At 58.6% G+C, this 12812-nt stretch carries 12 protein-coding genes; 3 read left to right on the plus strand and 9 right to left on the minus strand.

The genetic code is table 11. The features are described from left to right. Window positions 1-165 precede the first annotated feature (165 nt). The 8 genes from FHR98_RS02265 to FHR98_RS02300 form a co-directional block, all read right to left on the minus strand. Window positions 166-1050, minus strand: coding sequence for an endonuclease/exonuclease/phosphatase family protein (locus tag FHR98_RS02265; RefSeq protein ID WP_183414991.1), 885 nt, complete (start codon window positions 1048-1050; stop codon window positions 166-168). Next, on the minus strand, window positions 1050-1871 hold the full coding sequence (locus tag FHR98_RS02270) for a carbohydrate ABC transporter permease (protein WP_183414992.1): 822 nt from the start codon (window positions 1869-1871) through the stop codon (window positions 1050-1052). The genes FHR98_RS02265 and FHR98_RS02270 overlap by 1 nt, the downstream gene beginning before the upstream one ends. After that, on the minus strand, window positions 1868-2752 hold the full coding sequence (locus tag FHR98_RS02275; protein ID WP_183414993.1) for a carbohydrate ABC transporter permease: 885 nt from the start codon (window positions 2750-2752) through the stop codon (window positions 1868-1870). Before FHR98_RS02275 ends, FHR98_RS02270 begins: the two co-directional genes overlap by 4 nt. Before the next feature lie 73 nt (window positions 2753-2825). Further along, a complete protein-coding gene (locus FHR98_RS02280) occupies window positions 2826-4118 on the minus strand; it encodes an ABC transporter substrate-binding protein (protein ID WP_183414994.1) in 1293 nt (430 codons plus the stop codon). Between the two features lie 160 nt (window positions 4119-4278). Next, window positions 4279-5328: an ABC transporter ATP-binding protein gene (locus FHR98_RS02285; protein ID WP_183414995.1), complete on the minus strand. Its 1050-nt coding sequence runs from the start codon at window positions 5326-5328 to the stop codon at window positions 4279-4281. Then, a complete protein-coding gene (locus tag FHR98_RS02290) occupies window positions 5325-6101 on the minus strand; it encodes a DeoR/GlpR family DNA-binding transcription regulator (RefSeq protein WP_183414996.1) in 777 nt (258 codons plus the stop codon). Before FHR98_RS02290 ends, FHR98_RS02285 begins: the two co-directional genes overlap by 4 nt. A gap of 307 nt (window positions 6102-6408) precedes the next feature. Then, window positions 6409-7314: a sugar kinase gene (locus FHR98_RS02295; protein ID WP_183414997.1), complete on the minus strand. Its 906-nt coding sequence runs from the start codon at window positions 7312-7314 to the stop codon at window positions 6409-6411. A gap of 8 nt (window positions 7315-7322) precedes the next feature. Next, window positions 7323-8075: an SDR family NAD(P)-dependent oxidoreductase gene (locus FHR98_RS02300; protein ID WP_183414998.1), complete on the minus strand. Its 753-nt coding sequence runs from the start codon at window positions 8073-8075 to the stop codon at window positions 7323-7325. Between the two features lie 143 nt (window positions 8076-8218). Between FHR98_RS02300 and FHR98_RS02305 the strand changes: the two genes are divergently transcribed. The 3 genes from FHR98_RS02305 to denD all read left to right on the plus strand — a co-directional run bounded on the left by FHR98_RS02305 (window position 8219) and on the right by denD (window position 11886). Further along, complete coding sequence (locus FHR98_RS02305; protein ID WP_183414999.1) at window positions 8219-10000, plus strand: IlvD/Edd family dehydratase; 1782 nt, start codon at window positions 8219-8221, stop codon at window positions 9998-10000. A gap of 68 nt (window positions 10001-10068) precedes the next feature. Then, the gene (locus FHR98_RS02310) at window positions 10069-10917 is read left to right on the plus strand and encodes a fumarylacetoacetate hydrolase family protein (RefSeq protein ID WP_183415000.1); all 849 of its coding nucleotides are present in this window, start codon (window positions 10069-10071) and stop codon (window positions 10915-10917) included. A 3-nt stretch (window positions 10918-10920) separates the two neighbouring features. Continuing rightward, window positions 10921-11886, plus strand: coding sequence for a D-erythronate dehydrogenase (denD, locus tag FHR98_RS02315; protein ID WP_183415001.1), 966 nt, complete (start codon window positions 10921-10923; stop codon window positions 11884-11886). Here denD and FHR98_RS02320 read toward each other — a convergent pair. Next, the gene (locus tag FHR98_RS02320) at window positions 11883-12797 is read right to left on the minus strand and encodes an NAD(P)-dependent oxidoreductase (RefSeq protein WP_183415002.1); all 915 of its coding nucleotides are present in this window, start codon (window positions 12795-12797) and stop codon (window positions 11883-11885) included. The genes denD and FHR98_RS02320 overlap by 4 nt on opposite strands. Window positions 12798-12812 lie beyond the last annotated feature (15 nt).

Genomic DNA, 12812 nt, shown 5'->3' on the forward strand with positions numbered 1-12812 from the left:
TGCTTTTTATTTATTCAACAAAAATGAAAAAAATGTCACAATTTTTAACCCATGTTAGCAATTATCCCCGTTGTTCTACAGTGAACTTGATTTTCTAACCACCTATGAGAAGAAAAAAGCGCAGCGGGAATCACGCCGAGGTGTTAATAACCCGGCCGTGGTCAGTCAGGGCTCAGGCTTGGCGGCCGTGGGGTAGAGGCGAAGCCATACCGGAAGATGGTCCGAGGCGCAGGTTTCCTGGTCGATCCAGATGTCGACGAGACCTGCCGCCAGTCTGTCACTGACAAAAAAGTAGTCGCGACAATGCAAACCCTGCGGCCACTGTTTTGGGTCGTCTAGGCCGCAAGTGCCGTCATGCGGGGCATCACCCTTCAAGACCCGCCAGGCATCCTGGAAGAGATTGCCGGACCGGCCTTCGATGGACGATAGCATGGCACGATAAACCGCGTCGTTAGGCTCAGCGTTAAAATCTCCGCAGACAATGGCATCCTGCGGGCGCGGCACCGCAGCGTAGGGGCCTTCTGATACGGTCGCTGCAACCAGCCGCTCGTTATCATGGGCTTCTTGCTGCAGGGCTTTCAAGCGTTCCACCTGTGCCTTACGCTGCGGTTCCGAATGAAACTCCAGGTGTGTTGTAATGATGCGCAACGGGTGCTCGCCCGATTGAACGACCACTTCTGTCGCCTGACGCGGCATGTGCTTGACGCCCGCCGCGGCGGGTTGCGGCAGCGGGTGCCGGAAGACTTGAATGACGGGGAGTCGTGACAGAACCAGATTGCCGAACTCCAGTGTTCGGTTGTTTACCCCGCTTGCCGCTTGCCGCTCGATCGCCGGGCCATAGACAGCGCGATAGCCATCGAACAAGGCAGCCAAAGCTGCGACCTGGTCTTCTGCAGCAGAGGGCCCCAAGCTTGGCAGGAATCTTGCGACTTCCTGGAGGCAGACGACTTCCGGCCTGCCTTTCTCCAGGATTCGTGCCGCGATGCGCTCCAACGAAGCGATGCCGTCTGTACCGAGACCGAACTGGATATTCCAGGTAACAATCTCCATCACTTGATGCCTGCGTGCATGAAGGATTGGACAAACTGGCGTTGGAACAACAGGAAGGCAACCAGCAGCGGCGCGACGGCGAGCAGCGTTCCGGCTGTTATGATTGACCAATCGACCCCGGACTCCGGCGCGCCGAAGATTGCCAGACCAACGGTCAAGGGACGAGTTGAAACCGAGTTGGTGATAATCAGAGGCCAGAGAAAATTGTTCCAGTGATGACTGATGGAAACCAGCCCAAAGGCAATGTAGGTAGGCTTTGCCAGCGGGACGAAGACACGCCACAGGATCGAAATTTCCGAGCAACCCTCGATGCGGGCGGCGTCTTCTAGTTCCTTTGGGATCGTCTTGAACGTTTGGCGCAACAGGAAGATGCCAAACGCACTGGCCATATAGGGGAGGCCGATGGCCAGGATGCTGTCGACCAAGCCAAGATTGCTCATCGTCCGGTAGTTCTCGACGATCAGAACTTCGGGCATGATCATTAATTGTAGAAGCACCAAGGCAAAAGCCAGATTCTTACCCCAGAAGTCATAACGGGCGAAGGCGTAGGCCGCCAGGGTGCACAGGAAAAGCTGCGCGATCAGTATCATCGTCACAAGTAAGAAGGTGTTGACGAAGTACCGGCCAAAGGGCGCCTGCGACCAGGCGGTGGCGAAATTTTCCAGTGTAAGAGGCGCAAGAAGATCGAAGCGGGTGGCGTACTCCGGAGGATGGAAGGCTGCCCAGAATGCATAAACCAACGGCAGCAGCCACAGAACGGCCACCATCCAGGCGCCGATGATCTCTAGCCAGCGTCCCGGTGTGTTTCTGACCGCGCTCATCTGTAGTGAATCCTTTTGTCGAGCGCGGTGAACTTACCGACCGCTATCAAGGCCAGCAGCAGGAGGAGTACAACGGTCAAGGTCGAAGCGTAGGACTGATCGAAGAAGCTGAAAGCCACTTCGTAGATGTAATAGAGCAGAAGCGATGAGGCGTTGTCCGGCCCACCCTTGGTCAGGATGAATAAATGATCCACAAGTTTGAAGGAGTTGATCACTGCGTTAATCAGGACGAAGAGCGTGGTCGGCATCAATAGTGGGAATGTTACGCGCCAGAAGAAGTACCAGCGGCTGGCACCTTCCAGGCGCCCGGCTTCCTCTAATTCATGGGGTAGAGATTGCAGGGCGGCCAGGTAGAAGATCATGAAGAAACCGGCTTCCTTCCAAACGGTCATCACGATGATACAGGCAAGAACCGTGTCCGGGTCGCCCAACCAGTTCTGAGAGTGAAAGCCGAACACCCGCGTCACTTGGTCGAGCAAACCAATATCGGGCGAATAGAAGAAAAGCCAGATGTTCGCCACGGCGATCATCGGCAGGACGGTCGGCGTGAAGTAGGCCATGCGCACGACGCCTCGCAGCGGCAGTCGTTCGTTGACCCAGAGCGCCATTAAGATCGCAATGGCGACGCTGGTCGGAATGGTGCCGACTGCATACCAAAGGTTGTTTGTCAGGACTTTCCAGAAGACCGGATCTTCCAGCATGTAGGCATAATTGTCGAGCCCGACGAACTTGCTTGGCCGTCGGGCTGTTCCCGAGGAAAAGAAGCTTTGCAGCAACGTTGCAACGGCGGGGTAATGGGTAAATGCCACAAGCAGGGTCGCGGCAGGCATCAACAGCAGCCAGCCGTAAACCTGGTTCTTGATGAATCTGGGCCCACCCATGTGTTGTTACTCCGAGAAAGGTCCCGAGGGCGCGGCTTGCCGCGCCCTCGGAAACAAGGAGGCATTCCGTCTGTTAGCGATACCGCCGCAACAGGCCGTCAGCAGCTTTCTGAGCCTCGGTAAGAGCTTCGGTCGGTGACTTACTACCGGTCAGGGCCGCCTGAATGGCGTCGTCGAGCAGTTTTCGTACCCGGCCTGTCTGGTAGGTCGAAAGCTCAGCCGTTGCAAATTCGAGCTGATCACGAGCCACCGCGGCCGGCGGGAACTCGACCACGTAGTTCTTTAGCTTGTCAGTCTCATAGGCATCGGGGCGCGTGCCGATGTAACCGGTCTTGATGCTCCATTCCGCTGTTCGTTCGGGCTGTGTCAAGAACTTAATCAGCTTCAAAGCGGCCTGCTGTTCGGCCTCGCTGGTGTCCTTGAAGATGTAGAAGTTGCCACCGCCGGTTGGCGTTCCGCGGCTGACCTTCGAGGGTAGCATCGCTACACCGAAATCAAAGCTTGCGTTGTCCTTCACGGCGGTCAGATTGCCCGTGGAGTGCCACATAATGGCGGTTTTGCCTTCCAGGAAGTTCTGCCGCAAGGTACCCCATTCGATGGTCCCTTCCGGCATTACGCCCATTTCCGATCCAAGGCCTTTCCAGTACTCCAAAGCTTCGATGGTGGCGGGTGCGTCGAAAAAGGTCGTGGCGCCGTCTCCACTCATCAGAACCTGACCGTTCTGCTTGGTCAACGCGCCGAACATCCAGTAGGGATACCCGGTGGAGGGGATCATGGCGCCCCATCTCTCGACGGTGCCGTCGCCTGCCTTCTTGACGAGCTTCTTGCCCATGGAGGCAAGCTCATCCCAGGTTTGCGGCGGATTCTCGGGGTCCAGGCCGGCTTCGCGGAAAGCATCCTTGTTGTAGTACATCACGATGGTCGAGCGCTGGAAGGGAATACCCCAGGTCTTGTCATCGGTAATACCGTTCTCCATGAGAGCCGGGTAAAAGCCCTTCAACCAAGCCTTGTCTTCCTCGCTGCTCACGATGTCGTCGAAGGCAATGATCGCGTCTTGCTCGATCAACTCGTAAATATCGATGGAGAACATGACGGCAAGCTGAGCGGGCTCACCACTCTTCAGCGCTGCCAGCGCCTTGATGCGCGCGTCGTTGTAGTTGCCGGCGTAGATGGCGTTGACATCGATGTCCGGGTTCTCCGCTTCGAAGTCGGCAACCAGCTTATCGACCACCTCGGTCAAGGGTCCGCCGACCGCTACGGGGTAATACATGGTCAATTCGGTCTTTGCGTCCGCTGTCGCGGTGGCGGCCAGGCCCACGAGGGCTACGGCGGCTCCGAATGCGGTATTTCTGATGATCCTAAACATGGGATTCTGTTCCTCCATGGTTTGCCGTATTTTGAGAGTTCCGGAAGAAACCGACTTCCAATCCTCCCATCTCAGGGGCCTTGCTTGATCCGAGGTGACGGAAACGTTTCTTTATCATTGCCTCGGAATAACCGGTGCCCAGACCGGTGAACTCAAGAAACTAACTGACTGCAGCCCTCACTCCTTGGGCATCGAATAGGTGCGCCGCCGTCGGGTTCCAGCCGATATGCACCGCTTCGCCCAGTTTCAGGTTGCTATGGCCGGCCGTGCGTACCGCCAGGCCCTGGCCACCAATTTCAAGGCTGACAACGGAATCGGCGCCCAAGTAGTCGATGGCGGTGACCCTTGCTGGCACGCCCTCGTCACAAAACTCAATGTCCTCGGGTCGCAAGCCGAGATGCCAGCCCTCGTCTGCCTCAAATGATATGGCCCCTTGGTCCCCCAGGCCGACTATACCCGTGCCGTTGGCCGTTCTCGAAAGACGCAGAAGGTTCATAGGGGGAAGTCCGAGAAAACGAGCGGCGAAGGCGGTTTGGGGGCGATTGTAGAGCGTGTCTGGGGTGCCGATTTGTTCGCATCGACCGTCACGCAGCAACACAACCTGATCAGCCATCGACATAGCTTCCGTCTGGTCGTGAGTGACATAGACCATCGTGATTCCCAACTTCCGTTGCAGGCCACGAATCTCAGCCCGCATTTCACCGCGCAGCTTGGCGTCGAGGTTCGACAGCGGTTCGTCCATCAGGCAAACTGGGTACTCGGCGATGATCGCCCGCGCCAGGGCAACACGCTGCCGCTGGCCGCCCGAAAGCTGCGCAGGTTTGCGTTCCAGATATCCCTCCAGTCCAACAATCTCGGCCACACGCTGCAATCGCTGTTCCCGTTCCACCCGCTTTACCTTTCGGACCTTCAGGCCGAAAACGATGTTCTCAGCCACGGAAAGGTGCGGGAAAAGCGCATAGGACTGAAACACCATGGCTAAATTGCGCTGTGCTGCGTCCAGGTTGGTAACGTCTCTTTCGCCAATCATGACGCGCCCGCCGGTGACGTCCTCGAGGCCGGCGATCATCCGCAGAGTCGTTGATTTTCCGCAGCCGGAGGGGCCGAGAAGGACCGTGAAACTGCCTTCTTCCACGACGAAAGAAAGATTGTCGACGGCCCGTTGGCCGCTCCATTCCTTTACCAGGGACTGTACTTCGATCCTGCTCATTCCTCGGGTCGTCCTCGTCCCAGAACAAATTTTACGCCCGCATCCGATAAGGACTTGCGGATTGTCTCCGGTGGGTCCTGATCGCAAAAGACGACGGACATTTCATGTATGTACCCGCCCCGGACGTGCGCGGGCCGCCCAAATTTTGTATGGTCGAGCACCAGCAATGACTGGCGGCAATTCTGGCGAATGGTTTCTCGAACCTTGACCTCATCCTCCGTGAAATCCAGAAGCGACCCGTCCGCATCGACGCCCCCAACACCGAATATCCCGAAGTCAACCTTGTAAGAGGCAAAGAACGCGTCGGCTGAAGGGCCGATGACGTCCATGTCCTGGTTGCGAAGTCGTCCGCCCGCCGTCGTTACCTCGAAGCTGGCATTACGACAGGCCGCCGCCGCGACATTGATGTTATTCGTAAAAACCCGAAGGTTCTTGTGGCCGGACAGCGCCGTGGCGACAATCTCCGGTGTCGTTCCAATGCTAAAAGCCAAGGACGCGCCGTCAGGCACATAATCGGCAACGGCACGGGCGATGCGCTGCTTTTCCCGAAGAGCCAGTATTTGTCGCATTGGGTAGGGCAGATTCTCGTTACCCGATGGCAGGTCAACACCCCCATGCCGACGGCGAAGGATACCGCGATCGCAAAGTGAACGCAGGTCGCGGCGAATGGTCTGTGTGGTGACGCTAAAAGCCGCGGCAAGACTATCGACCGTCGTGAAACCCTCCCTGGCCACGATGTCCGCAATTGTGTGTTGTCGTCCAGTCAGGCTCATTCGATGCTCATTCACACATAAATCACGTTCATTTTGTTTCAAGTGAACACAATAGCACGGCAACATGAAAATTAAATGTCATAAATAAGTAAAAATAGTTGCAATACCTCCAAGCAATGTTCATTTGAAAATTTCCATACAAATACACCCGGCAAAGCCCTCGCCGTTGCACGGAACAATGCGCGCGGGGTTCAGCCGGATGTCGCTTTGGGCAGCGTGCTCTAGCGGTAGATGAGTGTCAGCACCGGAATAACAGGTGCGCGCTGCAAGTGCCCGCGCAAAGTATCACTTCTCGAATGACCGGGGCTCATGGGGCGCTTTCTTTCATGACATTGCTCGGCAGAATGGCGCCGGGGGACATAATGACCTTCGCCGCGAGGCGGTGGCCCGCCCGGGCTGCTTCCATTGGGTCGCCGCCGGAGAAACGGGTCGCCAGATAAGCGGCGTTAAAAGCGTCGCCCGCGCCGGTTGTGTCGCGTGGTTTAAGAACGGCGGGCGGCGTGACCTCAAGCGTCTTCCCCTGAAGCATCAGAAGGCATGGCGCTCCTCCTTGTTTCACCACGATCTCGGCTGCGGTCCGAGTAGCGATCTCCTGGTTGCCAAACAGCCGTTGCTCTTCGTCCGGACTGGTTACGACGATGCTGGAAGTGCGGTAAACTTCGCCCATCCAATGTTGCGCCGCGGCCATATCGGGCCAAAGCTGCGGCCGATAGTTCGGATCGCAGGCGACCATGGCGCCGGCGGCTCGAGCCTTCGCCAGCGCATCGAGCAGGGCTCGGCGACATTGGTTCGGCAAGATGGCGAGCGTGATGCCGCTGATATAGACCAAGGCCGCTCGTTCGATGGCCTCCAGCCGCTTTGCGTAGGCTCCTTGATTAAAGAGCTCGCGCGCGGGTGATTCCCCGCGCCAGTAGGTGAAGCTGCGCTCACCACGATCATCCAGATCGATGGCGTAAAGGCCGACGGTTCGCCCCGCTGCCGTTTCAACCAGTGTGGTGTCGAGACCCTCCAACCGCCAATCGTCGGCCATGTTCTTGCTCAGAGCGTCGTCGCCCAGACGGGTTACATATCCCACGAGGCCCTTGCCCAGCAGGCGGGCCATATAAAGTGCGGTGTTCAGGGTGTCGCCGCCATAGCCCAAGCATCGCCGTCCCTGATCGTCAGGCGGGCTCAACTCGGCCATGCATTCGCCAACGGCCAGTATTCTGGGCATTGACTCGCTCAATAGGTTGCGCGGCCGCCGGAGAGGTCAAAAACCGCACCGGTCGTGAAGGAATTATCTTCGGAGGCCAACCAAGCCACCATGGCGGCGATCTCCTTGACTTCGACAAAGCGCTTGCGCGGAATTTTCGACAGCATGTAATTGATGTGCTCCTCTGTCATTTGATCAAAAATTGCCGTCTTGGCTGCCGCCGGGGTAATGCAGTTTACCGCGATGTTGAATTCGGCCAATTCCTTGCCCAGTGATTTGGTCAAGGCGATCACGCCTGCTTTGGCTGCTGAGTAGGCCGCTGCGTTCGGATTACCCTCCTTGCCGGCGATGGAAGCGACATTGATGATTCGGCCGTAGCCTGCCGCCGTCATCAAGGGGACCGCCGCCTTGCAGCCGTGGAAGACGCCGTTCAGGTCCAGATTGATCACGCGATGCCACTCTTCGATCGGATAATCGGCGACGGACGCATTGAGACCCGAAATACCGGCGTTGTTCACCATAATGTCGATTTTACCGAGGTGGGCATGGGTTTCCTCGGCGGTTGAACTAACGCTGTGCCAATCCGTCATGTCGACTTGGTAGAAGATCGCGGGCCCGAGCTTTTTAAGCTCGTCAGCGGTTGCTTGCGCCGTTTCCATGTCGTTGTCCCATATCGCGACCGAGGCGCCGGACGCCAAAAACCGCTCGGCTACGGCCCGCCCAATGCCCTGCCCGCCGCCGGTAACGACAGCGCAGCGGCCTTTTAGGTCGATCAGATTCATAGCTGCTTCCTCCCACTGTGGCTTGACCGCCGCGCGGCTCTCGCCTTAAATCGATTAAATTCCACTCCAGCACGCTTGCCAAGCCCGGAGCGGTAAAAAACTGAATGAAAACGCGACTCACCAAGATCGTCGGGAGGAATTCAATGCCATCCAGTAAGGACCAGAGGCGATTACGCAGCCAGGAGTGGTTCGACAATCCCGACAATCCGGCGATGACCGCGCTTTATATCGAGCGCTATCTGAACTACGGGCTGACACGCGGCGAACTGCAATCGGGAAGGCCGATCATTGGCATTGCGCAAACCGGCTCGGACCTGTCGCCCTGCAATCGAATTCATATCGATCTTGCTGAGCGCCTGCGCGCAGGAATACGAGACGCAGGCGGCATTCCCATCGAGTTTCCGGTGCATCCAATTCAAGAAACCGGGAAACGCCCAACGGCGGCGCTGGACCGTAACCTCGCCTATCTCGGGCTGGTCGAGGTGTTGTTCGGCTATCCGCTAGACGGGGTGGTTCTGACGACGGGGTGCGATAAAACCACGCCAGCGATGCTGATGGGCGCTGCGACCGTCGATCTGCCTGCGATCGTCTTGTCCGGCGGGCCAATGCTGGATGGTTGGTGGCGCGGTAAGCTGGCGGGTTCGGGAACGGTCGTTTGGGAGAGCCGCCGCCTGCTTGGTAGTGGTGAGATCGACTACGAGGAGTTTATGTCCAGGGTCTGCGCTTCGGCTCCTTCGATGGGTCACTGCAACACGATGGGAACGGCCTCCACGATGAATGCCCTGGCGGAGGCGTTGGGCATGAGTCTGCCCGGTTGCGCCGCCATTCCCGCGCCCTACCGGGAGCGAGGGCAGATGGCTTATGCGACCGGACGCCGGATCGTCGAGATGGTTTGGGACGATCTGCGGCCGTCGCAGATCTTGACCCGTGATGCCTTCCTCAACGCTATTCGGGTGAACACCGCGATCGGGGGCTCGACCAACGCGCCGCCGCATATACAGGCCATCGCGCGCCATGCCGGTGTGGCGCTATCGATCGAGGACTGGGAGGAGCATGGCTACGCCTTACCGTTGTTGGTGAACATGCAGCCGTCCGGCAAGTATCTGGGCGAATCCTTCCAACGTGCCGGCGGTGTACCGGCGGTCATGGCGGAGATGCTGAAGGCGGGGAAGCTCGATGGGACGTGCTTGACCGTCACCGGGCGCAGCGTCACGGATAATCTGGAAGGCCAATGTAGTCAGGACCAAGACGTCATACGCTCTGTAGAAAATCCCTTGCGCGAAGATGCCGGTTTCATGGTGCTGTCGGGAAACCTCTTTGATAGCGCCTTGCTCAAGACTTCGGTGATATCGCCCGAATTCCGCAAGCGCTTCTTTGAGCGGCCCGGGTCCGAGGGTATCGTCGATGCACGGGCCATCGTCTTCGAAGGCCCCGAGGACTATCATCAACGTATCAATGACCCGACCCTTGAGATTGATGAAACCAGCATGCTCTTCATTCGCAACGTCGGTCCGGTTGGTTTTCCAGGCTCGGCGGAGGTTGTGAACATGCAGCCGCCCGATGCGATGATTCGACAGGGTATCGAGCATCTGCCCACCGTTGGGGATGGCCGTCAGAGCGGTACCTCCGAAAGTCCCTCCATTCTCAACGCCTCGCCGGAGGCCGCCGTCGGCGGCGGCTTGGCTCTGCTCAGAACCGGCGATAGAGTGCGCCTGGACTTGCAGGAACGCCGTTTGGAGATGTTAATCGATGATGCGGAAATGACGGCGCGGCGAGCGGCTTACAAGCCTCCGGAATTGACGCATCAAACACCCTGGCAGGAGCTATACCGCCAGCATGTCGGACAGCTTTCCGGCGGCGGTTGCCTGGAGTTTGCAACAGCCTATCAGCGTGTCGCGCGCGTGCTGCCACGCGACAACCACTAGAACCATGGTATTGCGGCGTCCGTTTGGTCCGCTGCCAGTGACCAGGATAAGAAAGAAGGAGAGGGACCTTGAAATTACTGCGTTGGGGTGAAGCGGGCGAAGAGTTGCCAGGTCTTCTGGATTCAGAGGGGCGCATTCGAGATTTGTCGCACCTTATCGAGGATTTTGGCCCGCATAGTTTGACTGAACAGGGCATGGACAGCCTGCGGGCCATCGACCCGGAAGCGCTGCCGTTGGTTGAGGGAAGCCCACGTATCGGGGCCTGTCTGCCGTTCGTAACGAACTTCTATTGTATCGGTCTCAACTACGCCAAGCACGCCGCCGAAAGCGGCATGCCGCCACCGGCCGAGCCGGTGCTTTTCTCCAAGGCCAGTTCCGCGCTGTCGGGGCCCTATGACCCCATCGTCATTCCCAAGGGTTCGGAAAAGACCGATTGGGAAGTTGAGCTTGGCGTGGTTATCGGGCGGGAAGCGTCTTACGTCAGCGAGGCCGAGGCGCTTTCCTGTGTGGCCGGGTACTGCGTCGTGAACGATGTGTCCGAGCGGGCTTTCCAGTTGGAAAGCACCGGCCAGTGGATCAAGGGAAAATCGGCGCCCACCTTCGGACCGACCGGCCCTCACCTGGTATCCGCCGATGCGGTTCCCGACCCTCAGGCCCTGCAGGTTTGGCTCGACGTGAATGGCGAGCGTATGCAAGAAGGCGACACCTCGGACATGATCTTCAGCGTTGCCGAGATCATTTCCTACATGAGCCGTCATATGCTGCTGCAACCCGGTGATTTGATTGCGACGGGCACGCCGCACGGTGTGGGCATGGGGTTGAAGCCGCCGCGTTTCCTGAAAGCCGGAGACGAGGTCCGTCTCGGCGTCGAGGGTTTGGGTGAGCAGCATCAAACCGCCGTGGCGTGGGGAAGCTAACCCATGCAAGTCACAATTCTGGGCGCCGGCGGATTTCTTGGTCAAAAGCTGGCCGCGGCGTTGGCCGCCCGCGGTGTCCTGAGAGGGCAGGAAATTCGCGCGCTCCACCTCGTGGACTTGAGTGCGCCACCTGCCGTGGCTGCGGACTTCGTCATCACGACCAGGGCGGCTGATATTAGTGACGCAGCGTCGATCTCGCAGGCGATCCCAAATGGCACGGACGCAGTTTTCCATCTGGCGGCCGTGGTGTCAGGACAGGCAGAGGCTGAGTTCGAATCCGGGCTCCAGGCGAACTTGATGGGAACGCTCAACGTGTTGGAGCGTTGTCGTGCGCTGGAGACAGCGCCGGTTGTCGTTTTTTCCAGCTCCGTGGCGGTTTACGGAGGTGAAATCCCACAGCCCATAGAAGACTGGTACTTGCTGAACCCGCAAACTTCCTACGGAACCCAAAAGGCGATAGGCGAGTTACTGATCAACGATTACTCCCGCAAGGGCTTCATTGACGGGAGGGGCTTGCGGCTACCGACGGTTACCGTCAGGCCAGGCAAGCCCAATCGCGCGGCTTCCTCTTTCGCCTCGTCCATCTTTCGCGAGCCTTTGCAGGGCGACGAAGCCATCTGTCCGGTTAAACCGGAGTCGCCGATGTGGGTCTGCTCGCCGCGCGCGGTGATTGCCAATCTGCTGCACGCTGCGGAGCTGGAGGCAAAGGTGTGGGGCGAGAACCGCTGCATTGCGCTCCCTGGGTTGCTGGCGACCATTGGCGAGATGGTCGAGGCAATGCGGCGCGTCGCGGGCGATGAACCGGTTTCGCGCATTCGCTGGGAGCCGGATCCCGTTATTCAGAAGATTGTGGACGGGTGGCTCGCCGACCTGAGGCCCGAGAAGGCCACGAAGTTGGGCTTCATCGCCGACCATTCCTTCGAAGACAATGTCCGCGGCTTTCTGGAAGACGATATCCGACGGGACTAGCCCGCACGCTGGTCGGCACCCTGGCCCAGGCGTTTGCCGCCATTCAGCGCCTCAAGCCATAGAAGATAGGCGCTGTGATCCTGGTTCCCGGCTGACATCGCATCGTTGAGGTCGGAATAGGCGCGTTGTGCCTTTTCCGTCAGCGGCAACGTCAGGCCGGCCTCGCGCGCGACCTCGATCACATTGTTTAGGTCCTTGAGTTGCATGCGTATCGGGCCGCCAGGCATCCAGTTGCGCTCCAGCATTCGCTGGCCGTGTAAGTCGAGTATGCGCGAGGTCGCAAAGCCGCCCATGATGGCTGATCGAACAGCGACCGGGTCGCAACCGCCTTCTTGAGCCAGAAGCAAGGCTTCAGCGACCGCGCCGATGGTGACGGCCACGATGGCTTGGTTAGCAAGTTTGGCCACCTGACCTGCGCCGTGATCGCCGACATGGGTCACGTTACCCATTGATTTCAATAAGGTCCCCGCGTCGGCAAGATCATCTTTACCGCCACCTGCCATGATGGCGAGCGTGGCCTCGATAGCTCCTTTTTCGCCGCCGGACACAGGGGCGTCTAGATGGCGTTTTCTGATCTTCTCCAGCATAGCGGCATGGTCGCGGGCGACGGAAGGTTGGATCGATGACATATCGATAAAGAGGCAGCCCTCCGGCGCCGCCGCCGCCGCGTCGCCGTCTCCGAAAAGCAACTGCGTCACGACACCAGAGTTCTCCAGCATTGTGACAACCGCATCGGCCTGAGCCGCGGCTTCTGCCGGCGTTGCGGCGACCGTCGTCACGTCACTCAAACGCTCCGCTTTGGAGGTCGTACGATTCCAGACGGTTACGGCGAATCCGGCGTTGGCGATGTTGCGCGCCATGGGGGCACCCATGATTCCGGTTCCCAGGACGGCGACTTTTCGGATGGACATAGATCGTGACTCCTA

This window comes from Limibacillus halophilus (genome assembly GCF_014191775.1).
Lineage (GTDB): Bacteria > Pseudomonadota > Alphaproteobacteria > Kiloniellales > CECT-8803 > Limibacillus > Limibacillus halophilus.

Excerpts from the sequence above, each read along its gene's own strand:
- FHR98_RS02265 (WP_183414991.1), bottom strand. The coding sequence starts at position 1,050 with ATGGAGATTGTTACCTGGAATATCCAGTTCGGTCTCGGTACAGACGGC.
- FHR98_RS02270 (WP_183414992.1), bottom strand. The coding sequence starts at position 1,871 with ATGAGCGCGGTCAGAAACACACCGGGACGCTGGCTAGAGATCATCGGC.
- FHR98_RS02275 (WP_183414993.1), bottom strand. The coding sequence starts at position 2,752 with ATGGGTGGGCCCAGATTCATCAAGAACCAGGTTTACGGCTGGCTGCTG.
- FHR98_RS02280 (WP_183414994.1), bottom strand. The coding sequence starts at position 4,118 with ATGTTTAGGATCATCAGAAATACCGCATTCGGAGCCGCCGTAGCCCTC.
- FHR98_RS02285 (WP_183414995.1), bottom strand. The coding sequence starts at position 5,328 with ATGAGCAGGATCGAAGTACAGTCCCTGGTAAAGGAATGGAGCGGCCAA.
- FHR98_RS02290 (WP_183414996.1), bottom strand. The coding sequence starts at position 6,101 with ATGAGCCTGACTGGACGACAACACACAATTGCGGACATCGTGGCCAGG.
- FHR98_RS02295 (WP_183414997.1), bottom strand. The coding sequence starts at position 7,314 with ATGCCCAGAATACTGGCCGTTGGCGAATGCATGGCCGAGTTGAGCCCG.
- FHR98_RS02300 (WP_183414998.1), bottom strand. The coding sequence starts at position 8,075 with ATGAATCTGATCGACCTAAAAGGCCGCTGCGCTGTCGTTACCGGCGGC.
- FHR98_RS02305 (WP_183414999.1), top strand. The coding sequence starts at position 8,219 with ATGCCATCCAGTAAGGACCAGAGGCGATTACGCAGCCAGGAGTGGTTC.
- denD (WP_183415001.1), top strand. The coding sequence starts at position 10,921 with ATGCAAGTCACAATTCTGGGCGCCGGCGGATTTCTTGGTCAAAAGCTG.
- FHR98_RS02320 (WP_183415002.1), bottom strand. The coding sequence starts at position 12,797 with ATGTCCATCCGAAAAGTCGCCGTCCTGGGAACCGGAATCATGGGTGCC.